Origin of the sequence: Cupriavidus sp. BIC8F (assembly GCF_032465815.1) — a bacterium.
Taxonomy (GTDB): domain Bacteria; phylum Pseudomonadota; class Gammaproteobacteria; order Burkholderiales; family Burkholderiaceae; genus Cupriavidus; species Cupriavidus necator.
In genome coordinates, this window is record NZ_CP136094.1 from 2778478 (window position 1) to 2803270 (window position 24793).

20 protein-coding genes are annotated in these 24793 nt (G+C 66.5%); 12 read left to right on the forward strand and 8 right to left on the reverse strand.

Going from position 1 to position 24793, the window contains the following annotated elements; translation table 11 throughout:
* Positions 1–35 precede the first annotated feature (35 nt).
* The 5 genes from RS901_RS12985 to folD form a co-directional block, all read right to left on the reverse strand.
* Complete coding sequence (locus RS901_RS12985; RefSeq protein WP_316149156.1) at positions 36–1826, reverse strand: SulP family inorganic anion transporter; 1791 nt, start codon at positions 1824–1826, stop codon at positions 36–38.
* Positions 1827–1845: 19 nt separating this feature from the next.
* The gene (hpaR, locus tag RS901_RS12990) at positions 1846–2361 is read right to left on the reverse strand and encodes a homoprotocatechuate degradation operon regulator HpaR (RefSeq protein WP_316149157.1); all 516 of its coding nucleotides are present in this window, start codon (positions 2359–2361) and stop codon (positions 1846–1848) included.
* Positions 2362–2447: 86 nt separating this feature from the next.
* Positions 2448–3278, reverse strand: a complete 831-nt coding sequence (xth, locus tag RS901_RS12995; RefSeq protein WP_316149158.1) for an exodeoxyribonuclease III — start codon at positions 3276–3278, stop codon at positions 2448–2450.
* Entirely contained in the window at positions 3275–5359 is a 2085-nt protein-coding gene (locus RS901_RS13000; RefSeq protein ID WP_316149159.1) for a M3 family metallopeptidase, read from the reverse strand. Before RS901_RS13000 ends, xth begins: the two co-directional genes overlap by 4 nt.
* 103 nt (positions 5360–5462) lie before the next feature.
* On the reverse strand, positions 5463–6314 hold the full coding sequence (folD, locus tag RS901_RS13005) for a bifunctional methylenetetrahydrofolate dehydrogenase/methenyltetrahydrofolate cyclohydrolase FolD (RefSeq protein ID WP_316149160.1): 852 nt from the start codon (positions 6312–6314) through the stop codon (positions 5463–5465).
* Positions 6315–6474: 160 nt separating this feature from the next.
* On the opposite strand from folD, the gene RS901_RS13010 reads away from it, so the two are divergent.
* Complete coding sequence (locus tag RS901_RS13010) at positions 6475–7155, forward strand: hypothetical protein (RefSeq protein ID WP_316149161.1); 681 nt, start codon at positions 6475–6477, stop codon at positions 7153–7155.
* 102 nt (positions 7156–7257) lie between these two features.
* Here RS901_RS13010 and RS901_RS13015 read toward each other — a convergent pair whose 3' ends face one another.
* Together RS901_RS13015 and RS901_RS13020 are read right to left on the reverse strand one after the other, a co-directional pair.
* Positions 7258–7890 carry a response regulator transcription factor gene (locus RS901_RS13015; RefSeq protein ID WP_010813074.1) on the reverse strand — a complete coding sequence of 211 codons (633 nt, stop codon included), beginning with the start codon at positions 7888–7890 and terminating at the stop codon, positions 7258–7260.
* A 169-nt stretch (positions 7891–8059) separates the two neighbouring features.
* A complete protein-coding gene (locus RS901_RS13020; RefSeq protein ID WP_316149162.1) occupies positions 8060–10645 on the reverse strand; it encodes a PAS domain S-box protein in 2586 nt (861 codons plus the stop codon).
* A 426-nt stretch (positions 10646–11071) separates the two neighbouring features.
* Between RS901_RS13020 and aceE the strand changes: the two genes are divergently transcribed.
* From aceE to amrS, 7 genes are all read left to right on the forward strand, one after another.
* Positions 11072–13759, forward strand: a complete 2688-nt coding sequence (gene aceE, locus RS901_RS13025; RefSeq protein WP_316149163.1) for a pyruvate dehydrogenase (acetyl-transferring), homodimeric type — start codon at positions 11072–11074, stop codon at positions 13757–13759.
* Between the two features lie 167 nt (positions 13760–13926).
* Complete coding sequence (gene aceF, locus RS901_RS13030; protein ID WP_316149164.1) at positions 13927–15591, forward strand: dihydrolipoyllysine-residue acetyltransferase; 1665 nt, start codon at positions 13927–13929, stop codon at positions 15589–15591.
* 72 nt (positions 15592–15663) lie between these two features.
* Positions 15664–16341 (forward strand): MFS transporter, encoded by a 678-nt coding sequence (locus RS901_RS13035; RefSeq protein WP_316149165.1) that lies wholly within the window; start codon positions 15664–15666, stop codon positions 16339–16341.
* 33 nt (positions 16342–16374) lie between these two features.
* Positions 16375–18159 (forward strand): dihydrolipoyl dehydrogenase, encoded by a 1785-nt coding sequence (gene lpdA / locus RS901_RS13040; protein ID WP_316149166.1) that lies wholly within the window; start codon positions 16375–16377, stop codon positions 18157–18159.
* A gap of 320 nt (positions 18160–18479) precedes the next feature.
* The gene (locus tag RS901_RS13045) at positions 18480–18917 is read left to right on the forward strand and encodes a universal stress protein (RefSeq protein ID WP_316149167.1); all 438 of its coding nucleotides are present in this window, start codon (positions 18480–18482) and stop codon (positions 18915–18917) included.
* A gap of 86 nt (positions 18918–19003) precedes the next feature.
* Positions 19004–19198: a hypothetical protein gene (locus RS901_RS13050; RefSeq protein ID WP_316149168.1), complete on the forward strand. Its 195-nt coding sequence runs from the start codon at positions 19004–19006 to the stop codon at positions 19196–19198.
* Complete coding sequence (amrS, locus tag RS901_RS13055; protein WP_316149170.1) at positions 19195–20283, forward strand: AmmeMemoRadiSam system radical SAM enzyme; 1089 nt, start codon at positions 19195–19197, stop codon at positions 20281–20283. The genes RS901_RS13050 and amrS overlap by 4 nt, the downstream gene beginning before the upstream one ends.
* 282 nt (positions 20284–20565) lie before the next feature.
* On the opposite strand, the gene phaP1 is transcribed toward amrS, so the two are convergent.
* Complete coding sequence (phaP1, locus tag RS901_RS13060) at positions 20566–21144, reverse strand: TIGR01841 family phasin PhaP1 (RefSeq protein ID WP_011615034.1); 579 nt, start codon at positions 21142–21144, stop codon at positions 20566–20568.
* 359 nt (positions 21145–21503) lie between these two features.
* Here phaP1 and RS901_RS13065 point away from each other — a divergent pair, with 359 nt between their 5' ends.
* The 4 genes from RS901_RS13065 (at position 21504) to RS901_RS13080 (ending at position 24615) form a co-directional block, all read left to right on the forward strand.
* Positions 21504–22424, forward strand: coding sequence for a histone deacetylase (locus tag RS901_RS13065; RefSeq protein ID WP_316149173.1), 921 nt, complete (start codon positions 21504–21506; stop codon positions 22422–22424).
* The gene (locus RS901_RS13070; RefSeq protein WP_316149174.1) at positions 22421–23344 is read left to right on the forward strand and encodes a DMT family transporter; all 924 of its coding nucleotides are present in this window, start codon (positions 22421–22423) and stop codon (positions 23342–23344) included. Before RS901_RS13065 ends, RS901_RS13070 begins: the two co-directional genes overlap by 4 nt.
* A gap of 72 nt (positions 23345–23416) precedes the next feature.
* Positions 23417–23875, forward strand: a complete 459-nt coding sequence (locus RS901_RS13075) for an acyl-CoA thioesterase (RefSeq protein ID WP_410054111.1) — start codon at positions 23417–23419, stop codon at positions 23873–23875.
* A 17-nt stretch (positions 23876–23892) separates the two neighbouring features.
* Positions 23893–24615 (forward strand): nitroreductase, encoded by a 723-nt coding sequence (locus RS901_RS13080; protein WP_316149175.1) that lies wholly within the window; start codon positions 23893–23895, stop codon positions 24613–24615.
* Positions 24616–24793 lie beyond the last annotated feature (178 nt).

Genomic DNA, 24793 nt, shown 5'->3' on the forward strand with positions numbered 1-24793 from the left:
AGCCGCCGCTCATGCCGACGCGCCGGCGCTTCAGTTCATTGTGCTGCCGGGGCCGCGGCGCCAGGCCGTGACGCGCACTCTTCAAAGATCCGCACGGTGCATTGCGCGCAGATGTCCGGCGAGAGCTGGTCGACGATCGTGTGCAGCGCCTGCCGCTTGGTCGGGAAAATATGGTCTGCCCCGAGCTTGTCGGTAAAGCCGGTCTGCGCCCAGGTCTGCAGCACCTGTGTGCGCGGGCGGTGAAAGTACAGATCACCACCCAGCGCACGCCGTTCGGCGAGCTCGTTTTCCCACATCTCGGCACCGGCCAGATCGATGAAGTTCATGCTCTTGGTCATCGCCAGCAGGTGCGTCTGGCCGGCGTTGACCGTGCGCAGCCAGTGCAGGCGATCCGTCACGTATTGCACGGCGCCGAAGTAGATCGCGCCTTCCATGCGCAGCAGCTTCAGTTGCGGGCATTCCGGCTGCGGGCGGCGCAGCTCGTCCAGCGGCGTGAAGCGCCGGCCGGGATCGTCGGCGTCGGGCACCAGGCTGCGCGCGGCCGGCCGCGACGTGCGGTACAGGTAGGCGACCAGTGACAGCACGGTGCCGAGCAGCACCGCCATCTCCAGCCGGATCACCAGCGTGGCGGCGAAGGTGCCGATGGCAATGGCAAACTCCGTGCGGCTGAGCGTGAAGATGCGTCGCAGCCGCACGGTGTCGAGCAGGCCCCACGCCACCAGCAGCAGCATCGCGGCGATCGCTGCCATCGGGATCTGTGCCAGCAGCGGGGCGCTGACGGCCACCAGTGCCACCAGCCACAGCGCCGAGAACACGCTGGCCAGCGGCGTGCGCGCGCCGGCTTCGAAGTTGGGCACCGAGCGGTTGAGCGAGCCGCACGAGATATAGCCTGAGAAGAAGCCGCCCGCGATATTGGACAGACCCTGGCCGATGAACTCGCGGTTGGCGTCGATATGCTGGCCCGAGCGCAGCGCCACCGCCTTGGCGATCGAGATCGACTGGCCCAGCGCGACGATGGTCAGCGCAGAGGCGATGCCGAGCAGGTCGGGCAGCTTGCGCCAGTCGACATCGGGAAGGTGGAACCGCGGCAGCGCCGACGGGATCGGCCCGACCACGTTGACATGGTGGGCGCCGCCCGCGCCGGACTGGTTCAGCAGCAGCGCCACGCCGTAGCCGGCGAGCAGCCCCAGCAGCATGAACGGCAGCCGCCGCCACAGCCGCTTGCACATCAGCGTCACCACTAGCGTGACCGCGCCTACGGTGGCCGCGCCCCAGTTGATGGTGTCGATGTTCTCGAACAGGTGGCGCAGCACGCCGAACGCACTGGTGCCGGTCGGCACCGCCAGCCCGAACAGGTCCTTGAGCGCGTACAGGCCGATCAGCGTCGCGGCGCCGCAGGTGAAGCCGAGCAGCACCGACGGCGAGATAAAGTTGGCCAGCGTGCCAAGCCGCAACGTGCCCACGGCGAGCTGTATCACGCCCACCACGATGGTGACCGCCAGCGCCAGCCCGATATAGGCCGGGCTGCCGGCATATGCAAGCGGGCTCAGCATCGCGAACAATGCCAGCGAATTGGCGTTGGTCGGCCCCGACATCACGTGCCAGCTCGAACCGAACAGCGCCGCCACGATGCACGGCACCACCGCGCTGTAGATGCCGTATTGCGGCGGCAGGCCGGCCAGCGTGGCGAAAGCCACGCCCTGCGGCAGCACCAGCACGGCGCCGAGCAGGCCGGCCACCAGGTCGGCGCGCAGCGTGGTCTTGTCGACGCGCTGGCTCCATGGGAACAGGCGCGGCAGGAGTGATCCGGGATGGGACGCGGGCATCGGCAATGAAGGGGCAGGCTCAGCCGGCCTCGCCGCCGCGCCCGGGCGGTGGCGAGACAGCGGATTCGGGCGGGGTGGATTCGGGCAGGTCCGGCGGCGCCAGGCCGGCCAGCATGGCGTCGAGCGCGCGGTAGACCTCGGTCAGACGCTCGGGGCCGAGCCGCTGCGCCAGCTCCTGGTAGCGTGCATCGACCAGAGGCTCCATTTGGACGATGATGGCGCGTGCCGACGGCGTCAGGCTGACCAGCTGGCGGCGCTGGTCGGTGGCAGAGCGGGTCCGTTCGACCAGCCCGGCGTCTTCCATGCCGCACAGCATGCGGGTCAGGCTGGGGCTCAGGATCAGGCAGGCTTCGGCCAGCTGGTTCGGCTCCATCGGCTCGCGCTCGTTGAGCGTGCGCATCACGCGCCATTGCTGCTCGGTGATGCCGAACTGCCGCAGGATCGGGCGAAAGCCGGCCAGCAATGTCTCGCGCGCTTGCAGCAGCAGGTGAGGAAGGTTGCGGTGGCGGAACATGGCCTGGCTGGTGTGGCTCATGCCCGCAGTGTAGCGGGCGCGGCGCCGCGCGGCGAGCCGGGCTTGTCCGGACTTGCCTGAACCTGCGCGCGGCGCCAGCGGCGTGTTCAGCCGCAGTTGAGTGTGGCGACCACTGGTGTGTGGTCCGACGGCTGCTCCCACGTGCGCGGCACGCGGTCGATCACGCAGGCGCTGCAGCCGCTGGTCAATGCCGGCGACAGCAGGATGTGGTCGATGCGCAGGCCCGCATTGCGGCGGAATGCCATCATGCGGTAGTCCCACCACGAGAAGGCCTTGTCGGGCTGCTCGAACTGGCGGAATGCATCCGCCAGGCCGAGCTCCACCAGCGCGGCGAATGCGGCGCGCTCCTGCGGCGAGACCAGGTTCTGGCCTTCCCATTTCTTGGGGTCGTGCACGTCGCGGTCTTCCGGCGCGATATTGAAGTCGCCCAGCAGCGCCAGCTTCGGGTAGCGCTTCATCTCTTCGCGCAGCCAGGCCGTCATCGCATCCAGCCACTTGAGCTTGTAGACGAACTTGTCCGAGTCCAGCGCCTGCCCGTTGGGAAAGTAGGCGCAGACCAGGCGCACGTCGCCGTACGTGGCCGCGATCACGCGCTGCTGCGCGTCCTCGAAGCCGGGGATGTTGCGCACCACGTCGGCGGGGCCGGGCATGCTGGCGTCGCGGGCGAGGATGGCCACGCCGTTGTACGTCTTCTGCCCGGTGTAGATGCTGTGGAAGCCCGCGTTCTCCAGCTCGGCCAGCGGGTACTTGTCGTCCGGCAGCTTCAGTTCCTGCAGGCACAGCGCGTCGATCGGCGCGCCGGCCTGGTCCTGCTCGGCCAGCCATTGCAGCACCTGCGGCAGGCGCACCTTGAGCGAGTTGACGTTCCAGCTGGCAATGCGAAGCGGGCCGCTGGCGGGCAGGGCGGCCGCGCTCATGCTGCCATCCCGCCGTGGCGCAGCAGTGCGTCGATCTGCGGCGCGCGGCCGCGGAATGCGACAAACGAGTCCATCGCCGGACGGCTGCCGCCGACCGACAGGATCTCGCGCTGGTAGCGCGCGCCGGTCTCGCTGTCGAGCACGCTGCCCGACAGCTGCGCGGCTTCTTCGAACGCCGCGTACACATCAGCCGACAGCACCTCGGCCCACTTGTAGCTGTAGTAGCCCGCCGCATAGCCGCCGGCGAAGATATGGCTGAAGGTGTTCGGCCAGCGTGACAGCGGATGCTGCGGCACCACGTGCACGCGGTCGTTGACCTGGCGCGACAGGTCCAGCACCGAGGTGGCGCCGGCCGGGTCGAAATCGGTATGCAGGTGCATGTCGAACGACGAGAACACGATCTGGCGTAGCGTCATCATGCCGTTCTGGAAGTTCTTGGCGGCCAGCATGCGGTCAAACAGCGCGCGTGGCAGCGGCTCGCCGGTGTCGACGTGCTGCGTCATGCCGGTCAGCACCTCGTACTCCCAGCAGAAGTTCTCCATGAACTGCGACGGCAGCTCCACCGCATCCCATTCCACGCCGTTGATGCCCGACACGCCCAACTCGCCCACCTGCGTCAGCATGTGGTGCAGGCCGTGGCCGAACTCATGGAACAGGGTGATCACTTCATCGTGCGTGAACAGCGCGGGCTTGCCGCCCACCGGCGCCGAGAAATTGCAGGTCAGGTAGGCCACCGGCGTCTGCACGCCGCCTTGCTCCAGCACCTTGCGGCCGCGCGCGTCGTCCATCCAGGCGCCGCCGCGCTTGCCTTCGCGCGCGTACAGGTCGATGTAGAACTGGGCCAGCAGCGTGCCGTCGGCGGTGGTGACGCGGAAGAAGCGCGCGTCCTTATGCCAGGTCTGCGCCTGCTCGGGCTCGATGCGCACCGAGAACAGCTTCTGCACCACGCCGAACAGGCCCTCGAGCACCTTCGCTTCCGGGAAGTACTGCTTGACCTCTTGCTCGGAGAACGCATAGCGCTGCTCGCGCAGCTTCTCCGAGGCATAGGCGACATCCCACGGCGCCAGTTCAGGCAGTCCCAGCTCCGCCGCGGCAAAGGCCTTCATCTCGGCCCAGTCCTTCTCGGCGTAGGGGCGCGCCTTGACGGCGAGCTCGTCGAGGAACTTCAGCACCTCGGCCGGCGATTCGGCCATCTTCGGCACCAGCGAGACTTCGCCGTAGCACTGGTAGCCCAGCATCTGCGCCTCTTCGCGGCGCAGGGCCAGCTGCTCGCGCATATTGGCGGTGTTGTCCCAGTCGGCCTGGCCCTGGCCATGCTGCGGACCCAGTTCCGAGGCGCGCGTGACGTTGGCTTCATACAGGGTCTGGCGCAGCGCGCGGTCGTCCGCGTACTGCAGCACCGGGAAGTAGGACGGGAAGTGCAGCGTGAACTTCCAGCCGGCCTTGCCATCCTTCTCTGCGGCATGGCGGGCGGCTTCCTTGGCGTCGTCGGGCAGGCCGGACAGGCGGGCCTCGTCCTCGACATGCAGCGCGTAGGCGTTGGTGGCATCCAGCACGTGGTCGGAGAAGGCCTTGGACAGCTGGGCCTGCTGCTCCTGGATCTCGGCGAAGCGCGGCTTCTTGTCTTCAGGCAGCTCGGCACCGCCCAGGCGGAAGCCGCGCAGTTCGTTTTCGATCAGCTGGTGGCGCGCCGCGCTCATGCCGGCGAACGCCGGGCTGGCGGCCAGCGCCTTGTACTTGTCGTACAGCGCCAGGCTCTGGCCGAGCGAGGACCAGAACTCGGTCATGCGCGGCAGGTTCTCGGCGTGCGCGCGGCGCAGTTCGGGCGTATCGGCCACGGCGCTCAGGTGGCTGACTACGCCCCAGGCGCGGCCCAGTGGCTCGGTGGCCGCTTCCAGCGCCTGCACGGCGCTGGCCCAGTCGGCGGGCGTGGCCGGATCTTCGGCGCGGGCGACTGCCTGCTGTGCGAGTTCCAGCAGCACGTCCAGCGCCGGGCTGATGTGCTCGGGCCGGATTTCTGCAAAGCGGGGCAGGTCGGAAAAGTCCAGCAGAGGATTGGTAGCGTTGGCGGCTTGGTCCATGGCGTGTTCTCGGTTGGCTGGCCTCGATCGGGCAATATTCCCGCAGATGGGGCCGGGGCGCCGGATTTTCCAGAGCCCCGGGTGGCGTATCGTACGCGCGGCCTCAGCCGGCGGCGCGCTCGGCGGCTTCCAGCGTATTGACCAGCAGCATAGTGATGGTCATCGGGCCGACGCCGCCCGGCACCGGCGTGACGTAGCCGGCGACTTCACGCACGCCGGCAAAGTCGACGTCGCCGCAGAGCTTGCCGTTGTCGTCGCGGTTCATGCCCACGTCGATCACCACCGCGCCCGGTTTGACCATGTCGGCGGTGATCAGGTTGCGCTTGCCGACCGCAGCCACCACCACATCCGCGTCGCGGGTGTGGGCGCCGATGTCGCGCGTCTTGCTGTTGCAGATGGTGACGGTGGCGCCGGCCTGCAGCAGCAGCATCGCCATCGGCTTGCCGACAATATTGGAGGCGCCCACCACCACGGCGCGCGCGCCGCGCAGCGGGAACTGGACCGATTCCAGCATCTTCATGCAGCCGTAGGGCGTGCAGGGGCGGAACAGCGGGGCGCCGGTCATCAGCGCGCCGGCATTGGCTACGTGGAAGCCGTCGACATCCTTTTCCGGCGCGATCGCTTCAAGCACCTTGTGGCTGTCGATATGCTTGGGCAGGGGCAGCTGCACCAGGATGCCGTGGATGTTGGGGTCCTGGTTCAGGGCCTCGATGCGGGCCAGCAGTTCCGCCTCCGACAGGTCGGCCGGGTAGCGGTCGAGCGAGGAATGAAAGCCGTTGTCCTGGCAGGCCTTGACCTTGTTGCGGACGTAGACCTGGCTGGCCGGGTCCTCGCCGACCAGGATCACGGCCAGGCCGGGCCGGTGACCACGCTCGGTCAGGCGGGCGGCGCGCAGGGCGGCTTCGGAGCGGATTTGTTTGGCAAGGGCGTTGCCGTCGATCAGGTGGGCAGGCATGGAGGCTGGGCGGGTTCGTGGCCGGGAGGTGGAGGTGCCGCCGCGCGCCGGAGCGCGGGCTGGGCTAAAGGCGGAATTATAAAGGTTGCGTGGGGCTTGCCGCACGGAGCTTGACCGGGTGCAAGGGCCGGGCGGGGGCAGCGCTGGTAGCATCGGCCGCATGCACACCGCGCTGCCGTCCCTGTTGTCCCACCCCTTGCTGCTGTTGCTGTCCCTGGCGGCACTGCTGTGGGCGCTGACGCGCCGGCCCTGGCGGCTGTTGCGGCGCAATGCGCTGCAGAACGCCTGGCTGGGTGCGATGTTGCTGGTGGCGCTGCTGTGGACGTTGCGCGCCACGCTGGTTGGCGGGCTGGTGATCCAGTTGCTCGGCGCCACGCTGATGGTGACGCTGTTCGGGCTGCCGCTGGCGCTGCTGTCGCTGTTCGTGGTGGACGTGGTGTCGCTGTTCGGGCTCGAATACCTGGCCGGGCACGGCTGGGCCCAGTTCGACTGGCCCTCGCTGTGGGTGCGCTACGTCTGGCTGGCGCTGCTGCCGGCGCTGATCTCCGCGGCGCTGCAGGCAATGATGCGGCGCCTGCTGCCACGCCATCCGTTCGTCTTTATCCTGGGGCACGGCTATTTCACGGCCGGGCTGGCCGCGCTGGGCGCCAGCGCTGCGGAGGCCGGCTGGCGCCACCTGACGGCGCCGGGCCTGCCATGGAGCGTTGCCGACACCCTGACGGCAGCCGTCATCCTGGCCTTTGGCGAGGCCTTCCTGACCGGCATGCTGGTGGCGATTTTTGTGGTCTATCGGCCACAATGGGTCGTCACGTTCCGGGACGAGGAATACCTGGACCGCTGACGGGGCTGAGGGGATGCAGAGGCGGCGCCGGACGGCGCGCCGAGAGGGCAGCCGGTGCGGCCGCGGGCCGCACCGGGTCAGGCGGAGGCAGGCGCCAGCCGCTCAGCTGTTGCGCGATAGCGCCAGGCGCAGCAGGTCGGCGACGGTGTTGACGTTGAGCTTTTCCATGATGTTGGCGCGGTGCGCCTCCACGGTCTTGATGGAAATGCCCAGGTCGTCGGCGATCTGCTTGTTCAGGCGGCCGGCCACGATGCGCTCCAGCACCTGCTGTTCGCGCGTGGTCAGCTTGCCCAGCAGGTCCTTGGCGGCGCGCTGCTCGCGTGCGGCGGAATGGTCGGTGCGGGCTTTGGTCAGCATGCGCTCGACCAGTGCGCGCAGCTCGGACTCATCGAAGGGCTTTTCTATGAAGTCGATGGCGCCGCGCTTCATCGTCGACACCGCCATCGGCACGTCGCCGTGGCCGGTGATAAAGACGATGGGAATGTCGATCTGCTCGGCCAGCATGCGCTCCTGCAACTCCGGGCCGCTCATGCCGGGCATGCGCACGTCGAGGATCAGGCACGATACCTGGCTGGCATCGTAGGCGGCGAGGAACTGCTCGGCGCTGGTGAAGCTGCGCACCTGATAGCCATTGCCCTCCAGCAGCCAGGTCAGCGAGTCGCGCATGGCTTCATCGTCGTCGACGATGAACACGGTCTCGCCGCGGTGGGGCGTGGGGTTTGGCGTTGCGGTCATGTAGTCTCCTCGGGACAACAATTCATTGCTGCGAAGTGTAACCGGCAGCGGCCCTCTGTGGCGAGACAGGCCCCCCACATCCGTGGGGAAACGGGGCGGGCCGGCTTTTTCTGGAATCCTTGGGTACGCCCGGGCGCGAAGGCCCCGGCAACAGGGCCTGTGGAGCGGCTTAATGTTCGGCCAGCGCCGATTGCAGCGGCAGCATGATTTTAAATGTACATCCGATGCCGTCGGCATTGTTCTCCACCCACAGGCGGCCCTGGTGCGACTCGATGATCGAGCGGCAGATGTTCAGCCCCATGCCCATGCCGTCGGACTTGGTGCTGAAGAAGGGCTCGAACAGGCGCTCCTTGGTGGCTTCGTCCACGCCCGGGCCCTGGTCGATCACGTCGATATGGACGTTGTCGCCGATCTCGCCCGGCTCCACCCGCGCATGCAGGCGCACCACGCCGCCGGCATGCAGGGCGGGCAGGCCGGCCATGGCCTCGACCGAGTTCTTGAGCAGGTTCACCAGCACCTGCTCGATCAGCACCGGGTCGACATAGACCGTCAGCGGCGGGGTCGGCAGGCGGGTCAGGATGGTGACGCGGCGGCGCGTGGCCTCCAGGTCGGCCAGGCCTACCGCGTCGGCGACGATGTCGTGCAGCGCGGCTTCGCGCCGCTGCGGCTGGCTGCGCTTCACGAAGCCGCGGATGCGGCTGATGATGGTGCCGGCGCGCACCGCCTGGGCCGAGGTCTTCTCCAGCACCGGGATCAGGTCCTCGGGCGTGCTGCGGCCCGAGTGCAGCCGCGCCACCGCACCCATGCAGTAGTTGTTGATGGCCGCCAGCGGCTGGTTCAGCTCGTGCGCCAGCGACGACGCCATCTCGCCCATGGTGGTCAGGCGGCTGGTGAACTGCAGGCGCTCTTCATGCTGGCGCGCCATTTCCTCGGCGGCCTTGCGCGCGGTGATGTCGGTGGCGATCTGCATCTGCGCCAGGTGGCCGTCGACCCACTGGATATAGCGGCGGCGCACTTCGAACCATTTCTGCATGTCGGGCACAAACACTTCGCGCGCATCCGATGCGTACGGCATCAGCTCGGACGCCGGCAGGCCGGCATAGGCGTCGACATAGTCGGTGTTGTCGCTCGAGACCTGGTCCTTGTCGAGGTCGTCGCCGGCCAGCTTCAGGTGGCCCTCGGCCTCCCAGCCGAACAGCTGGCGGTAATAGCGGTTGGCAAAGAGCAGCTCCGCCTTGTCGGTGGCCAGCACCGACACCGCGGCGTCCAGGCTTTCCAGCACCGTGGTGAAGCGGTCATGCGCCGCGGCCAGTTCCTCGCGCGCGCGCTTGGGCTCGGTGATGTCCGTCATCGAGCTCATCCAGCCGGTATGGCGGCCGCGGCTGTCCACCAGCGGCGACACGTACATGCGCGCATAGAAGCTGCTGCCGTCGCGGCGCATCACGCGCATCTCATAGCCGCCGGCGGGCGACTTGCCCTGCAGGGTCAGGTCGATCTGCTTCTGCATCTCCTGCTGGTCGTTGGGCGGCCAGTAGGGGAAGGGCGGCAGGCGCCCGACCAGGTCGTTCTCCTGCCAGCCGGTCATGCGGCAGAAGGCCGGGTTGACATAGGTGATGCGGCCGTTCAGGTCGAGCGCGCGCAGGCCGATCAGCATCGAGTTTTCCATCGCGCGCCGGAACGAGGTCTCGGCCAGCAGCGCGCGCTGTGCCTCGGAGCGGCGGCTGGTGTGGCGCCACATGCTCCACAGGCTCCACAGCAGGAAGCACGACAGCCCCACCACCAGCCACAGCAGCATGTTGTTGGGCAGGTTCGACGCCGGCGGGTAGGCATCGGCGCGCAGCGACAGCGAGTGGCCCGGCGGATCCAGCAGCACCTCATACGACAGCGCATTGCCCGGCACCGGCCGCAATGAGGTGCTGGCGCGGGTCTGGTTGTTCTTGTCGATCAGCGAGAAGCGGTAGCGCTCGGTCAGCTCGGGCGGCAGCAGGTGCGTGAGGATGCCGTTGATCGAGTACAGCGCGCCGAGCGTGCCGAGGAACTCGTTGTCGCGCACGATCGGCACTTCCATCAGCATGAAGCTGTCGCCGCGCTCGTTGACCAGCGGACGCGAATAGACCACGCGCTGGGTCTCGCGCGCGGCGTCGAAGGTGTCGAGCACTTCGGGTTCGAGCGGCTGGTCCTGGGTCTCGCGCAGGCGGCTGGCGAATTCCGAGGTCGATGGCAGCGACCAGCGGCCGCGCTTGGTGGCATCGAGCCAGTTGATGAAGACGATCTCGGGGTTTTCGCGCAGGATTTCCTGCGCCGCGGTGCGGTAGGCGCCTTGCTCAAGCTGCGCGGCGGCAATGTCGCGCGCCAGCGAGGCGAGCTGGTCCTGGTTGCTCAGCAGCGACAGGCGCACGCGCTGCTGTGCCCAGGCGGCGTCGCGGTACAGGGCGTCGCGCTGCTGCTGGCGCTCGGTTTCGTGCAGGGACCACAGGATCACGCCCATGGCCACCGTGAACAGCACGATGGCAACCAGCGGGATGAACATGAACCAGCTGGTGGCGACCAGGTTGCGCCAGCGCAGCCACCACAGCCCGCGCGGTGCGGCCACGGGGGCGCCGTCGTCGGGGCCCAGCGCCTCGATCGGCCCCAGTCCGGCCGCCGGCGAAGGGGCGTGCGCTGGATCGCCTCCGGCCGCCTTGGCTGACCCCGACGCGTCGGGAGGAAGCATGGCTGCACGCAGGCTGGAGAGAAGTCGGTCGAAAAACGGCATGGGAGGGATTGACGGCTGACCGACCAGTGTACCGAGATTATTGCGGTGCGTCGCTTGGGGAAAGCGCCAATGAAAACATTGCTGCTGCGGCCGGTGCGGGCAGGCTTATGGCGCATGGCGGGCCGGCCCGATGGTGATTCTTGGTGCGCTGCCGCATAATTCCACATTATAAAAAACGATACCGCAATTTGAAAATTTCACTTGTGTTGGACTTTGGGCTTCCATAGAATCGGTTCGACCCAAGAATGCGGGCGGAAGCCATGCGCCTGCCGCGCGGAGAAACCGGAACAGGTTTCCCGGCGGTGGCCCGATGCAAGGCGGCATGGCGCCGGATCCGCAAGTCGGTGCGAGTCATACGTAAGTAAAGTCGTGTCCGGGCGCTGCCAGCGCGGGCGCGGAAGCAAAGAATTCACCCAGGAGACAGTCATGTCCGCCGTACCAGAGCAGATTCTCGGCGCCTCGAGCGCCAACGACGCCGATCCCCAGGAGACCCATGAATGGCTCGACGCCCTGCAGGGCGTCCTGGCCGCCGAAGGTCCGGCGCGCGCCGCTTTCCTGATCGACAAGCAGATCGAATACGCACGCGTGAACGGCGTCACCCAGCCGTTCCACGCCGAGACGCAGTACATCAACACGATTCCGGTCGAGCAGCAGGCCCGCATCCCCGGCGACCAGGACATCGAGCACCGCATCCGCTCGTACACCCGCTGGAACGCCATGGCGATGGTGCTGCGCGCCAACAAGCACACCAACGTCGGCGGCCACATCTCGTCGTTTGCCTCGGCGGCCACGCTGTATGACGTCGGCTACAACCACTTCTGGCGCGCCCCGTCGGAAGCCAGCGGCGGCGACCTGGTCTTCGTGCAGGGCCACTCGGCTCCGGGCGTGTATTCGCGCGCCTTCCTGCTCGGCCGCCTGACCCAGGACCAGCTCGACAACTTCCGCCAGGAAGTGGACGGCAAGGGCATCTCGTCCTACCCGCACCCGTGGCTGATGCCGGACTTCTGGCAGTTCCCGACGGTGTCGATGGGCCTGGGCCCGATCATGGCCATCTACCAGGCCCGCTTCATGAAGTACCTGGACAGCCGCGGCCTGGCCAAGGCCGGCGACCGCAAGGTCTGGGCCTTCCTGGGCGACGGCGAGACCGACGAGCCGGAATCGCTGGGCGCGATCGGCATGGCCGGCCGCGAGAAGCTCGACAACCTGGTCTTCGTCATCAACTGCAACCTGCAGCGCCTGGACGGTCCGGTGCGCGGCAACGGCAAGATCATCCAGGAACTGGAATCCGAATTCCGCGGTGCCGGCTGGAACGTGATCAAGGTGGTGTGGGGCAGCAAGTGGGATTCCCTGCTGGCGCGCGACACCAAGGGCCTGCTGATGAAGCGCATGATGGAATGCGTGGACGGCGAGTACCAGACCTTCAAGGCCAAGGACGGCGCCTATGTGCGCGAGCACTTCTTCAACACGCCTGAACTCAAGGCGATGGTGGCCGACTGGTCCGACGACGATATCTGGCGCCTGAACCGCGGCGGCCACGATCCGCACAAGATCTATGCCGCCTACAAGTCCGCCAGCGAGCACAAGGGCCAACCCACGCTGATCCTGGCCAAGACCATCAAGGGCTATGGCATGGGCGACGCCGGCCAGGCCATGAACGTGGCCCACCAGCAGAAGAAGATGCCGGTGGACGCGATCCGCAAGTTCCGCGACCAGTTCAGCATTCCGGTTGCCGACGACAAGCTGGAAGAAGTGCCGTACATCACCTTCGAGGAAGGCTCGAAGGAACTGGAATACATGCGCCAGGCGCGCATGAACCTGGGCGGCTACCTGCCGGCCCGCCGCCAGAAGGCCGAGGCGCTGCCGGTGCCGCAACTGTCGGCGTTCGACGCGCTGCTCAAGGCCACCGGCGAAGGCCGCGAAGTGTCCACCACCATGGCCTTCGTGCGGATCCTGAACACGCTGCTGAAAGACAAGCAGATCGGCAAGCACGTGGTGCCCATCGTCCCGGACGAGTCGCGCACCTTCGGCATGGAAGGCCTGTTCCGCCAGGTCGGCATCTGGAACCAGGAAGGCCAGAAGTACGTGCCGGAAGACCATGACCAGCTGATGTTCTACAAGGAATCGCAGACTGGCCAGGTGCTGCAGGAAGGCATCAACGAAGCCGGCGCCATGTGCGACTGGATCGCCGCCGCCACGTCGTACTCGACGCACGGCGTGCAGATGATCCCGTTCTACATCTACTACTCGATGTTCGGCATTCAGCGTATCGGCGACCTGTGCTGGGCTGCTGCCGACATGCGCTCGCGCGGCTTCCTGCTGGGCGGCACCGCCGGCCGCACCACGCTGAACGGCGAAGGCCTGCAGCATGAGGACGGCCACTCGCACGTGTTCCACGCCGCCATCCCGAACTGCATCTCGTACGACCCGACCTTCCAGTACGAGCTGGCGGTGGTCATGCAGGACGGCCTGCGCCGCATGTACGCCGAGCAGGAAGACGTCTACTACTACCTGACGGTGATGAACGAGAACTACGAGCATCCGGAAATGCCGGCTGGCGTAGAGCAAGACATCGTCAAGGGCATGTACCAGTTCCGCAAGGGCGTCGAGAACAGCAACGCGCCGCGCGTGCAGCTGCTGGGCTCGGGCACGATCTTCCGCGAGGTGATCGCCGCTGCTGACCTCCTCAAGAAGGACTGGGGCGTGGAGTCGGACCTGTGGGGCTGCCCGAGCTTCACCGAGCTGGCCCGCGAAGGCCACGACGTCGAGCGCTTCAACCTGCTGCACCCGACCGAGACCCCGCGCGAATCGCACGTGGCCAAGAGCCTGAAGTCGGCCCGCGGCCCGGTGATCGCCTCCACCGACTACGTGCGCGCCTTTGCCGAGCAGATCCGTCCGTTCGTGCCGCGCCGCTACGTGGTGCTGGGCACCGACGGCTTCGGCCGCTCGGATACGCGCGAGAAGCTGCGCCACTTCTTTGAAGTGGACCGCTACTGGGTCACGCTGGCCGCGCTCAAAGCGCTGGCCGACGAGGGTGCGATCGGCCGCGACAAGGTCGCCGAGGCCATCAAGAAGTACAACCTCGACCCGAACAAGCCCAACCCGATGTCGGTCTGATCCGGCAGCCAGCACCCACCCCCGCAGTACGGCAACGCCGTGCCGCGGGCGCCCCGGTCAGAGCCCGGACGGCGCCTTGCGGCACGGCGGCGTGACAGAAGCGGGCGGCGAAGGTAATCTCGCCGCTTGCGGACGTCGCGCGTGCCGGCCTGCCCAGGAGACACTGAATGAGTCAAGCGATTGAAATCAAGGTGCCGGATATCGGCGACTATGACGCCGTTCCCGTCATTGAAGTGCATGTGAAACCCGGCGACAGCATCAACGCGGAAGACGCGCTGGTGACGCTGGAGTCGGACAAGGCCACCATGGACGTGCCCTCGCCGCAGGGCGGCTTGGTCAAGGAAGTCAGGATCAAGGTTGGCGACAACGTTGCTGAAGGCTCGGTGCTGGTGATGCTGGAGCCGGCCGGCCAGGCCGCTGCTGCGCCCGCGCCTGCAGCCGCACCGGCGCCTGCCGCCGCTGCACCGGCCCCGGCACCCGCCACAGCCCCCGCGCCGGCCCCGGCCGCAGCGCCGGCTGGCGGTGGCGGCATCATCGAGGTGAAGGTGCCTGATATCGGCGACTACGACGCCGTGCCGGTCATCGAAGTCCACGTCAAGGCAGGCGACACCATCAACGCTGAAGACGCCGTGGTGACGCTGGAGTCCGACAAGGCCACCATGGACGTGCCGTCGCCGCAAGGCGGCGTGGTCAAGGAAGTCAAGGTCAAGGTCGGTGACAACGTGGCCGAAGGCACGCTGCTGCTGATCCTGGAAGGCGCCGCCGCAGCGGCCGCCCCGGCCGCTGCCACCGCGGCACCGGCTCCGGCTGCCAGCGCGCCCGCACCGGCACCGGCCCCCGCAGCAGCCGCCGCCCCGGCTCCGGCCGCAGCGCCTGCTGCCGCGCCGGCCGCCGCTGGCGCAACCGGCAAGGCCGCCCACGCCAGCCCCTCGGTGCGCAAGTTCGCACGCGAGCTGGGCGTGGACGTGTCGCGCGTGCCGGGCACCGGCCCCAAGGGCCGTATCACCCAGGAAGACGTGCAGGGCTACGTCAAGGGCGTGATGAGCGGCCAGGCCGCCGCGCCCGCGCAGGCCGCCGCGGCTGGCGCCGGTGGTGGCGAGCTCGGCCTGCTGCCATGGCCGAAGGTCGATTTCACCCGCTTCGGCGAGGTCGAAAGCAAGGCCCTGTCGCGCATCAAGAAGATCTCGGGCGCCAACCTGCATCGCAACTGGGTCATGATCCCGCACGTCACCAACCATGACGAAGCGGACATCACCGAACTGGAAGCCTTCCGCGTCCAGCTGAACAAAGAAAACGAGAAGGCCGGCATCAAGGTGACGATGCTCGCGTTCATGATCAAGGCCACCGTGGCGGCGCTGAAGAAGTTCCCGAACTTCAATGCCTCGCTGGACGGTGACAACCTGGTGCTGAAGAAGTACTTCAATATCGGTTTCGCCGCCGACACTCCGAACGGCCTGGTCGTGCCGGTGATCAAGGACGCCGACAAGAAGGGCGTGCTGGAGATCAGCCAGGAGATGAACGAACTGGCCAAGCTGGCGCGCGACGGCAAGCTCAAGCCGGACCAGATGCAGGGCGGCTGCTTCTCGATCTCGTCGCTGGGCGGCATTGGCGGCACGTACTTCACGCCGATCATCAATGCGCCGGAAGTGGCCATCATGGGCGTGTGCAAGTCGTACCAGAAGCCCGTGTGGGACGGCAAGCAGTTCGTGCCGCGCCTGACGCTGCCGCTGTCGCTGTCGTGGGACCACCGCGTCATCGACGGTGCCGAGGCCGCGCGCTTCAATACGTACTTCGGGCAACTGCTGGCGGATTTCCGCCGGATCCTGCTGTAAGCGGGGTTGCGCCGGGCGGGCAGGCCGACGGCCTGGCCTGCCCGGCGCACCACGCGCAACCGGGAGCGAGCCATGACTACCTGCGTGGTCGTCAGGAAGGGCGCCGAGGTGGCCATCGCGGCAGACGCGCTGGTCACCTTTGGCGACACGCGTCTGTCGCGCGCCTACGAGCGCAACCAGAAGGTGTTCCCGGTGGGCGATGGCTTTATCGCGCTGGCCGGGACCACCGCGCACTTCCCGGTCATGCGCACGCTGCTGGCGGGGCTGGGCGAGGAGTGCCGGCTGGGCTCGCGCGATGACGTGTTCCGCACCTTCCTGAAGGTGCATGAGAAGCTGAAGTCGGACTATTTCGTCAACACCAAGGAAGACGAGGACGATCCCTACGAGTCGTCGCAGATCGTATGCCTGATCGCCAATCCGGCGGGCATCTTCGGCGTCTACTCGTACCGCGAGGTGTTTTCGTTCGACCGTTTCTGGGGCATCGGCTCGGGCCGCAACTACGCGCTGGGCGCGATGCATGCGGTCTATGACCGGCCGGACCTGGACGCGGGCGAGATCGCGCGTATCGGCGTCGATGCGGGCGTGGAGTTCGACAAGAGTTCGGCGGGGCCGATCGAGGTGCACACCGTGCGGCTGCACGAGGGTGACGCCGCACCGGCGCCGGCGGCTGGCGGTACCGCGGGCGGCAATCCGTCGACCGGCAAGACAGCACCCGACAGCGCGGCAACCAACAACGACGGCGCGCCCTGAAGCCGAGAGGCGGGCGCGCATAGAGGAGCAAACATGAGTGTGATCGAAGTCAAGGTGCCGGATATCGGCGATTTCGACGCGGTGGAAGTGATCGAGGTGCTGGTCAAGGCCGGCGACACGGTCGAGGTGGAACAGTCCCTGATCGTGCTGGAATCCGACAAGGCCAGCATGGACGTGCCGTCGTCGGCCGCCGGCAAGGTGATTGAGGTCAAGGTCAAGGTCGGCGACAAGGTCGGCCAGGGCGCGGTGATCTGCACCATCGAGGCCCAGCAGGCCGCGGCCGCCCCGGCGCCCGCGCAAGCTCCGGCACCGGCGCAGGCTCCCGCACCCGCGGCGGCTGCTCCGGCCCCGGCTCCTGCCGCCGCCAGCCACAGCGGCGGCGCCGATATCCAGTGCGAGATGCTGGTGCTGGGCGCCGGCCCCGGCGGCTATTCGGCCGCCTTCCGTGCCGCGGACCTGGGCATGAACACCGTGCTGGTGGAGCGCTACGGCACCCTGGGCGGCGTCTGCCTGAACGTGGGCTGCATCCCGTCCAAGGCGCTGCTGCACAACGCCGCCGTGATCGACGAAGCCAAGGCGCTGGCCGCCCACGGCATCCTGTTCGGCGAAGCCAAGATCGACCTCGACGGCCTGCGCCACTACAAGAACCAGGTGGTGGGCAAGCTGACCGGCGGCCTGGCCGGCATGGCCAAAGCGCGCAAGGTGCAGGTGGTGCGCGGCATCGGCAACTTCCTCGACCCGCACCACATGGAAGTCGAACTGACCGAGGGCGAGGGCAAGCGGAGCACCGGCAAGAAGACCGTGATCCGTTTCGAGAAGGCCATCATCGCCGCCGGCAGCCAGGCGGTGAAGCTGCCCTTCATCCCGGAAGACCCGCGCATCGTCGACTCGACCGGCGCGCTGGAGCTGCCCGAAGTGCCCAACAAGATGCTGGTCATCGGCGGCGGCATTATCGGCCTGGAAATGGCCACGGTGTACAGCACGCTGGGTGCCGACATCGACGTCGTGGAAATGCTCGACGGCCTGATGGGCGGCGCCGACCGCGACCTGGTCAAGGTCTGGGAAAAGAAGAACAAGGACCGCTTCGGCAAGGTCATGCTGAAGACCAAGACGGTCGGCGTGGAAGCCAGGCCGGACGGCATCTACGTCAAGTTCGAAGGCGAGGCCGCGCCGGCCGAGCCGCAGCGCTACGACCTGGTGCTGGTGTCGGTGGGCCGCTCGCCTAACGGCAAGCGCATCAGCGCCGAGAAGGCCGGCGTTGCCGTGACCGACCGCGGCTTTATCGACGTCGACAATCAGTTGCGCACCAACGTGCCGCATATCTTTGCGATCGGCGATATCGTCGGCCAGCCGATGCTGGCGCACAAGGCCGTGCACGAAGCCCACGTGGCGGCGGAAGCCGCCCATGGCGAGAAGGCTTACTTCGACGCCAAGCAGATCCCGTCGGTGGCCTTCACCGATCCGGAAGTGGCCTGGGCCGGCCTGACCGAAGACGAGTGCAAGGCGAAGGGGATCAAGTACAGCAAGGGCGTGTTCCCCTGGGCGGCCTCGGGCCGCGCCATCGCCAACGGCCGCGACGAGGGCTTCACCAAGCTGATCTTCGACGAGGAAACCCATCGCGTGATCGGCGGCGGCATCGTCGGCACGCATGCAGGCGACCTGATCAGCGAGGTCTGCCTGGCGATCGAGATGGGCGCCGACGCGGTGGATATCGGCAAGACCATCCATCCGCACCCGACGCTGGGTGAGTCGATCGGCATGGCGGCGGAGATCTATGAAGGTACGTGTACTGACGTGCCGCCTCCGCGCAAGCGCTGAGCGCCGGTCGCTGCAAGCGAAAAAGCCCGCCTGTCCAGGCGGGCTTTTTCATGGGCAATTATGCAATTAACCGCCAAAATTTGCCGGCATCCGCGAGGTCTGGTTGCCATGACCGCTTGCGTCGCGGCCAGGGTGCAGATTGCAACAGGAGCGGCGCAAGATCTTCGCTGCCTATACTGAATTCAGCCGGCATGCACCTCAATGCAACCGAGGGCGGCACTGCATATTCGCACGCGGCCGTTCGCTTGCCAGATGCCTGCTGGCGGGATCCGGTGGCCCCCCCCCCGGTGGCTACCGTTCAGCTGACAAGGAGGCACGACGTGTTCAGGCATCTTCTTGTTGCGGTAGACGGCTCCGCTCTGGCCGAAGCGGCCTTTCGCAAGGCACTGGCGTTCGCGCAGGAGACACAGGCCAGCATTACGGCGGTGCGCGCCTGCCCGGATTTCCACATCACGACTTACCACACCGAAATGCTCACCGACACCCGAGAGCAGTTCGAAGAGGCGGTCCTCGAGGACGCATCGAAATACCTCGACGGCATTGCGCGAGAGGCCGCCGCGGCAGGCGTGCCTTGTGACACCAGCAGTGTGGTCGACGATCACCCCTACGATGCCATCATCAAGGCTGCCGAAGAAAAGGATTGTGACCTGATTGTCATGGCGTCTCATGGACGCAGGGGTGTGAAGGGGCTGCTGATCGGCAGCGAAACCCTGAAGGTACTGACCCACAGCAAGATTCCGGTGCTGGTATATCGCTGAACGTTGGGGCCGCCGGCATCGATGCCGCCGGACACGTTTGTGATGCCACCATGGTTGCCCGTCATGGGCGCCATAAAGGATCCACCATGAGTAATCGCCGCTATGTCGTGATGATCGACCAGCCCAGGGACGTTGCCGACGAGCAGATGGCAGAGTACATCAAGCATGCCATCGCCGGCTGGGGTGCCGGATTGCCCCCGCCTCCGGCGGACAGCCCGTTCTTCGACCTGGATGTGTTGTCGGTAACAGTGATCAGCAAACCGCACAAGGACCATCCATGAAGGATGCGCCCGGTTCAGGGAGTTATCCCGGCCGTTACTGGCACTTCCTGGATGACGGCCGCATGCAATGCGACCTGTGTCCGCGCCACTGCCGCCTGCATGGCGAGCAGCGCGGCGCTTGCTTCGTGCGCCAGCGGGTCGGCGATCGGATGGTGCTGACTGCCTACGGCCGCTCATCGGGCTTCTGTATCGATCCTGTCGAAAAGAAGCCGCTCAACCACTTTTACCCGGGCTCCGCCGTCCTGTCGTTCGGCACGGCCGGCTGCAACCTGGCCTGCAAGTTCTGTCAGAACTGGGACATCAGTAAATCGCGTGAGATGGAAACCCTGGCCGATGCGGCCATGCCCGAAGCGATCGCCGCATCGGCGGCGGCGCATGGTTGCAAGAGCGTGGCTTTCACCTACAACGACCCGGTGATCTTCGCCGAATACGCCATGGACGTAGCCGATGCCTGCCACGATCTGGACATCAAGGCGGTGGCGGTGACCGCCGGGTATATCGGCGCCGAAGCGCGGCGTGATTTCTACGCCAGGATGGATGCGGCAAACGTCGACCTGAAAGGCTTTACCGACGAGTTCTATGTTGCCTTCACCGGGGCGCACCTGCAGCCGGTACTGGAGACGCTCCGGTACCTGAAACACGAAACCGATGTCTGGCTGGAGATCACGACGCTGCTCATTCCCGGCAAGAACGACAGCGATGACGAGATTCGCGCCGAGGCCCAGTGGATCGCCAGGGAGCTTGGCCCCGACGTCCCGCTGCACTTCACCGGATTCCATCCGGACTACAAGATGCGCGACGTGCCGCCGACCCCGTGTTCCACCCTTGCGCGTGCTCGCAAGCATGCGCTGGCGGAGGGGCTGCATTACGTCTACACCGGCAACGTCCACGACACCGCCGGTGCCACCACCTATTGCCCTGTTTGCCGCGCGCAGCTCATTGTGCGCGACTGGCATGCGATCGAAAGCTATCGCCTGACTCCCACGGGAACTTGCCCGGACTGCTTTACGCAGATTGCAGGACGTTTCGGGAGTTTTGAGCGTCAGTTCGGGCGGCGGCGGATTCCTGTGCACATCGGAGAATAGGACTGCATGCAGGCCCGGACCCCACGGCCGCTGGTCACTGGGACCAACCTGGTGGAAAGGTGAAGAGCAAAAAAAAAGCCCGACCTGTAGAGGTCGGGTTTAACGATACCTTTGGACAAGGAGACCGCGGTACCGAGGAGACATCGGCAGACAAGGCAGCGCCGGTGCAACTCAGTCAGGGCACTACCTTCATCGTTGGCAAAGCACACCGCAAACGCCAGGCGTCGATATGCTTTGCCAACGGACCGGCCGCAGCCGGTCCATCTTCAACGCAGGCAGCTATCAGGCAGCCGTGGTCTTCTTCGCCGTGGCCGTACGGGCCGTGGCGCTGGCTTGCTGGGCAGCCTTGGTGGCAGCCGTTGCCGCAGCCTGGAAGTTGGTTTCAGCGATTTCGACCGCTTGCTTGGTCGCCTTCTGCACCGACTCGTAGGCGTTGTTGGCAGCGGAGATCGCCGACTTCACGATGGCCACGGTCGATTCCGAACCGGCCGGGGCGTTCTTGGCGAGGTTCTCGACCAGGGCTTGCACGTTCTTCGAGCCTTCGGCCAGTTGGGCCTCGGCTACCTTGGTGAACTCGCTCTGGGTTTCCGAAGCGATTTCATACAGGTGGCGGGTGTAGGCCAGGGTCTTTTCGGCAACCGGCTGCACGGCTGCGGCCTGGATGGCCAGCAGTTCCTGCGCGTCCTTAGCCGACAGTGCCTTCTTGGCGTTGTCGACGCCTTCTGCGAACGAGGTCTTGACGACCTGCAGGTTCAGCTCGACGAGCTTTTCGACGCCTTCAAACGCCTTGGTGGTCAGGCCGAACAGCGTTTCGAGGTTGGCCTTTTGCGCTGCTGCAACTTGTTCCGGGGTGAGGATCATTGCTGGTCTCCAGTGGTGAACTTCAAGGTCTAGCAAATTAAGCCGCCTAGATGTCAGGGCCGTGACGGTGTTGTGCCCGATTCGGCCAGCCCAGGCGTGTGGGTGGGTCAAGACGCATTTCTTGTTTGGTGCGCCGCAACAATTCCTATTGTAGGGACGCCGGATTCAATGTCAAGTGGATTTTGTGCGATGCACAAGACAGTGTTGCAGACGATGTGCGAATGTGGCGGCTGCGCCATCCCGGCGCGCTCCGACGATGGCCGGGCAGGGGTGCTACCATCCCGGATTGCCCGCGCCCGCACGGCTGGCCGCCGCCGGGAATCCAACAAGACGTGAACCGAACCGCCCAGGCCACTTCCATGCTCGCCTTTTACGCCGACCACTTTGTGCTGCCACTGCCACCCGGGCACCGTTTCCCGATGCGCAAGTACAGCATGCTGCGCGATGCCGTCGCGGCGCAGGTGCCGGGGCTGCGCCTGGTGGAGGCGCCGCGCGCGGGCGACGACGCCTTGTTGCTGGCGCACACGCCCGGGTACGTGCAGGCCGCGTCAGCCGGCACGCTCGACGCGGCGCGCCAGCGTGAAATCGGCTTCCCATGGTCCGAGGCCATGGTGGAACGTTCGCGGCGCTCTGCCGGCGCCACCATCGAGGCCTGCAGGACGGCACTGCGCGAAGGCATTGCCGTGAACCTGGCGGGCGGTACCCACCATGCGTATGCCGACAAGGGCGGCGGCTTCTGCGTGTTCAACGATGCCGCCATTGCGGCGCGCGTGCTGCAGCGCGATGGCGCCGTGCGCCGCGTGGCCGTGGTCGACCTGGACGTGCACCAGGGCAACGGCACCGCGTCGATCCTGCAAGGCGATTCCTCCGTGTTCACGCTGTCGCTGCATGGCGAGAAGAACTATCCGTTCCGCAAAGAGGCCAGCGACCTGGACGTCGGCCTGCCGGACGGCTGCGACGACGACACCTATGCGCAGGCGCTGCGGGCGGCGCTGGACACGCTGTTCAGCCGCTTCGATCCTGAACTGCTCATCTACCTGGCCGGTGCCGATCCGCATGAGGGCGATCGCCTCGGGCGGCTCAGGCTGACCCTGGCGGGCCTGGCACGGCGCGACCGGCTGGTGTTCGATGCCGCGCATGCACGCCAGTTGCCGGTGGCGGTGGCGATGGCGGGCGGCTACGGCAACCGGATCGAGGACACGGTTGCGGTCCACACGCAGACTGTGAGCCTGGCCGCGCAATATCACGCGCGCCATGCACAGGGGGCGCTGGCCTCATGAGCGGCGTGATGGAGCAAGGCGGCGCGGCGGCAAGCGCCCGCGCCACGCTGTGGGTGGCGTCGATGCCGTGGCTGTTCGTGCTGATCTGGAGCACCGGCTTTATCGTCGCCAAATACGGCATGCCGTATGCGGAGCCGATGACCTTCCTGTTTCTGCGCTTTGCCGGCGTGATCGTGCTGATGGTGCCATTCGTGCTGCTGGCGCGGGTGCCGCTGCCGCGCCTGCCAGGCAAGGCGGAAACGGACTGGCGCGCGGTCGGCCATATCGCCGTCGCCGGGCTGCTGCTGCAGACGGGCTACCTGGGCGGCGTCTGGGCGGCGATCAAGCTTGGCATGCCTGCCGGCGTATCGGCGCTGATCGTCGGCATGCAGCCGATCCTGACCGCGCTGATCGCCACGCGCATGGGTGAGCGCATCGGCGCGCGCCAGTGGTTGGGGCTGCTGCTGGGCATTGCCGGCGTGGCGCTGGTAGTGGCCAACAAACTGGGTGCCAGCGGGCTCACGCCGGCAAGCCTGGCACTTGCGGCTGGCGCCTTGCTCAGCATCACGGTCGGCACGGTCTACCAGAAGCACTTCTGCCCGGTGTTCGACCTGCGCATGGGCTCGGTGATCCAGTTCGCCGCGGCGGCACTTGCGTGCGTGCCGTTCATGTTCCTGTTCGAGACCCGCGCGGTGCAGTGGAGTGCGGCGATGTTCGGTGCCATGGCGTGGTCGGTGGTGGCGCTGTCGATCGGCGCAATCTCGCTGCTGTTCCTGCTGATCCGGCAGGGCGCGGCCACCAAGGTGTCGAGCCTGATGTACCTGACGCCGCCCACTACCGCGGTGATGGCCTGGCTGCTTTTCGGCGAGCGCTTTCCGCCGCTGGCCGCCGCCGGCATGGTGCTCGCGGCGCTGGGTGTCGCACTTGTCATCCGCCGCTAGCCGCGGCGCGTTCGTGTCGCGTATGCGGTTACTTCAGAGTATTCCTATTCCATCCTGTCCCGTCCACGTCTCATGAAACCGCAAGCCGAGTCGCGCAGTGCCTATCCGTACTTCCAGCCGATCACCACGCGTTGGATGGATAACGATGTCTATGGCCACGTTAACAACGTTGTCTACTACAGTTATTTTGATACCGTGGTGAATACCTACCTGATCCGGCGGGGCGTGCTCGATGTCACGTCGGGCGACACGATCGGGCTGGTGACCGAGACGCAGTGCAACTACTTCTCATCGCTCAGCTTCCCCGAGACCGTGGTGGCCGGCCTGCGCGTGGCAAGGCTGGGCACGTCGAGCGTGCGCTATGAGGTCGGGCTGTTCAGCGGCGACAACGAGACCGCCGCCGCGCAGGGGCATTTCATCCACGTCTATGTCGATCGCGCCACGCGCCGGCCGGTGCCGTTGCCCGAGCCGCTGCGCGAGGCGCTGCTGCCGTTGGTGATGACCGACGCGGTGACGGGCGGGCAAGGGTAAGAACGGGGCAACAGGAGATGAACAAGATGTCCCACGAGGTGCAACTCGGTTCGCAGGATGCCGTGGACTGCGTGGATCGCGCGATCCTGACGCGGCGTTCGGTGCGGGCCTTTCTCGATACGCAGGTGCCGCGCCGGACCGTCGAAGAAATCCTGGCCGTGGCCAGCCGTGCGCCGTCGGGCACCAATACGCAGCCGTGGCGCGTCTATGTGCTGTCTGGCGAGGCCAAGGCCAAGCTTTGTGCCGATGTGCTGGGCGCCTATGAAGACCCCGAGCGCGACAGCAAGTACCTGGAGGAGTATCCGTACTACCCGCGCGAGTGGGCCGATCCCTACTTGTCGCGGCGGCGCAAGGTGGGCTGGGACCTGTACGGGCTGCTTGAGATCAGCCGCGAAGACAAGGCGCGCATGCATGAACAGCACGCGCGCAACTTCCGTTTCTTCGATGCGCCGGTGGGGATGATCTTCACCATCGACCGCATCATGGAGCAGGGCAGCTGGCTGGACTACGGCATGTTCCTGCAAAGCATCATGGTCGCCGCCCGGGCGCGCGGGCTCGATACCTGCCCGCAGGCGGCGTTCACGCAGTTCCACAAGATCATTGGCAGTCACCTGAGGCTGCCGCCGGAGGAAATGGTGGTGTGCGGCATGTCACTGGGTTTTGCCGACCCGGAGGCGATCGAGAACCAACTGACCACGGAACGTGAACCGGTCAGCGGGTTCGCGCGTTTCCTCTCATAGTAAAGCTTGTATCAATGTGTAACGATGAATGCCGATATACAAGGTGACTTCCCTGTATTGGCTGGAGCGTTTCCAAGGGGCAGCAAGGTGAACCCGGGTACGCCTGGGGCAAGCCAGAGGCAGTTCGCATGCAAACGTGACCTTTTGGTTTCTTTTTCCACAATGTGGAAATGTTTGC

Excerpts from the sequence above, each read along its gene's own strand:
- RS901_RS12985 (WP_316149156.1), bottom strand. The coding sequence starts at position 1,826 with ATGCCCGCGTCCCATCCCGGATCACTCCTGCCGCGCCTGTTCCCATGG.
- hpaR (WP_316149157.1), bottom strand. The coding sequence starts at position 2,361 with ATGAGCCACACCAGCCAGGCCATGTTCCGCCACCGCAACCTTCCTCAC.
- xth (WP_316149158.1), bottom strand. The coding sequence starts at position 3,278 with ATGAGCGCGGCCGCCCTGCCCGCCAGCGGCCCGCTTCGCATTGCCAGC.
- RS901_RS13000 (WP_316149159.1), bottom strand. The coding sequence starts at position 5,359 with ATGGACCAAGCCGCCAACGCTACCAATCCTCTGCTGGACTTTTCCGAC.
- folD (WP_316149160.1), bottom strand. The coding sequence starts at position 6,314 with ATGCCTGCCCACCTGATCGACGGCAACGCCCTTGCCAAACAAATCCGC.
- RS901_RS13010 (WP_316149161.1), top strand. The coding sequence starts at position 6,475 with ATGCACACCGCGCTGCCGTCCCTGTTGTCCCACCCCTTGCTGCTGTTG.
- RS901_RS13015 (WP_010813074.1), bottom strand. The coding sequence starts at position 7,890 with ATGACCGCAACGCCAAACCCCACGCCCCACCGCGGCGAGACCGTGTTC.
- RS901_RS13020 (WP_316149162.1), bottom strand. The coding sequence starts at position 10,645 with ATGCCGTTTTTCGACCGACTTCTCTCCAGCCTGCGTGCAGCCATGCTT.
- aceE (WP_316149163.1), top strand. The coding sequence starts at position 11,072 with ATGTCCGCCGTACCAGAGCAGATTCTCGGCGCCTCGAGCGCCAACGAC.
- aceF (WP_316149164.1), top strand. The coding sequence starts at position 13,927 with ATGAGTCAAGCGATTGAAATCAAGGTGCCGGATATCGGCGACTATGAC.
- RS901_RS13035 (WP_316149165.1), top strand. The coding sequence starts at position 15,664 with ATGACTACCTGCGTGGTCGTCAGGAAGGGCGCCGAGGTGGCCATCGCG.
- lpdA (WP_316149166.1), top strand. The coding sequence starts at position 16,375 with ATGAGTGTGATCGAAGTCAAGGTGCCGGATATCGGCGATTTCGACGCG.
- RS901_RS13050 (WP_316149168.1), top strand. The coding sequence starts at position 19,004 with ATGAGTAATCGCCGCTATGTCGTGATGATCGACCAGCCCAGGGACGTT.
- amrS (WP_316149170.1), top strand. The coding sequence starts at position 19,195 with ATGAAGGATGCGCCCGGTTCAGGGAGTTATCCCGGCCGTTACTGGCAC.
- phaP1 (WP_011615034.1), bottom strand. The coding sequence starts at position 21,144 with ATGATCCTCACCCCGGAACAAGTTGCAGCAGCGCAAAAGGCCAACCTC.
- RS901_RS13065 (WP_316149173.1), top strand. The coding sequence starts at position 21,504 with ATGCTCGCCTTTTACGCCGACCACTTTGTGCTGCCACTGCCACCCGGG.
- RS901_RS13070 (WP_316149174.1), top strand. The coding sequence starts at position 22,421 with ATGAGCGGCGTGATGGAGCAAGGCGGCGCGGCGGCAAGCGCCCGCGCC.
- RS901_RS13075 (WP_410054111.1), top strand. The coding sequence starts at position 23,417 with ATGAAACCGCAAGCCGAGTCGCGCAGTGCCTATCCGTACTTCCAGCCG.
- RS901_RS13080 (WP_316149175.1), top strand. The coding sequence starts at position 23,893 with ATGAACAAGATGTCCCACGAGGTGCAACTCGGTTCGCAGGATGCCGTG.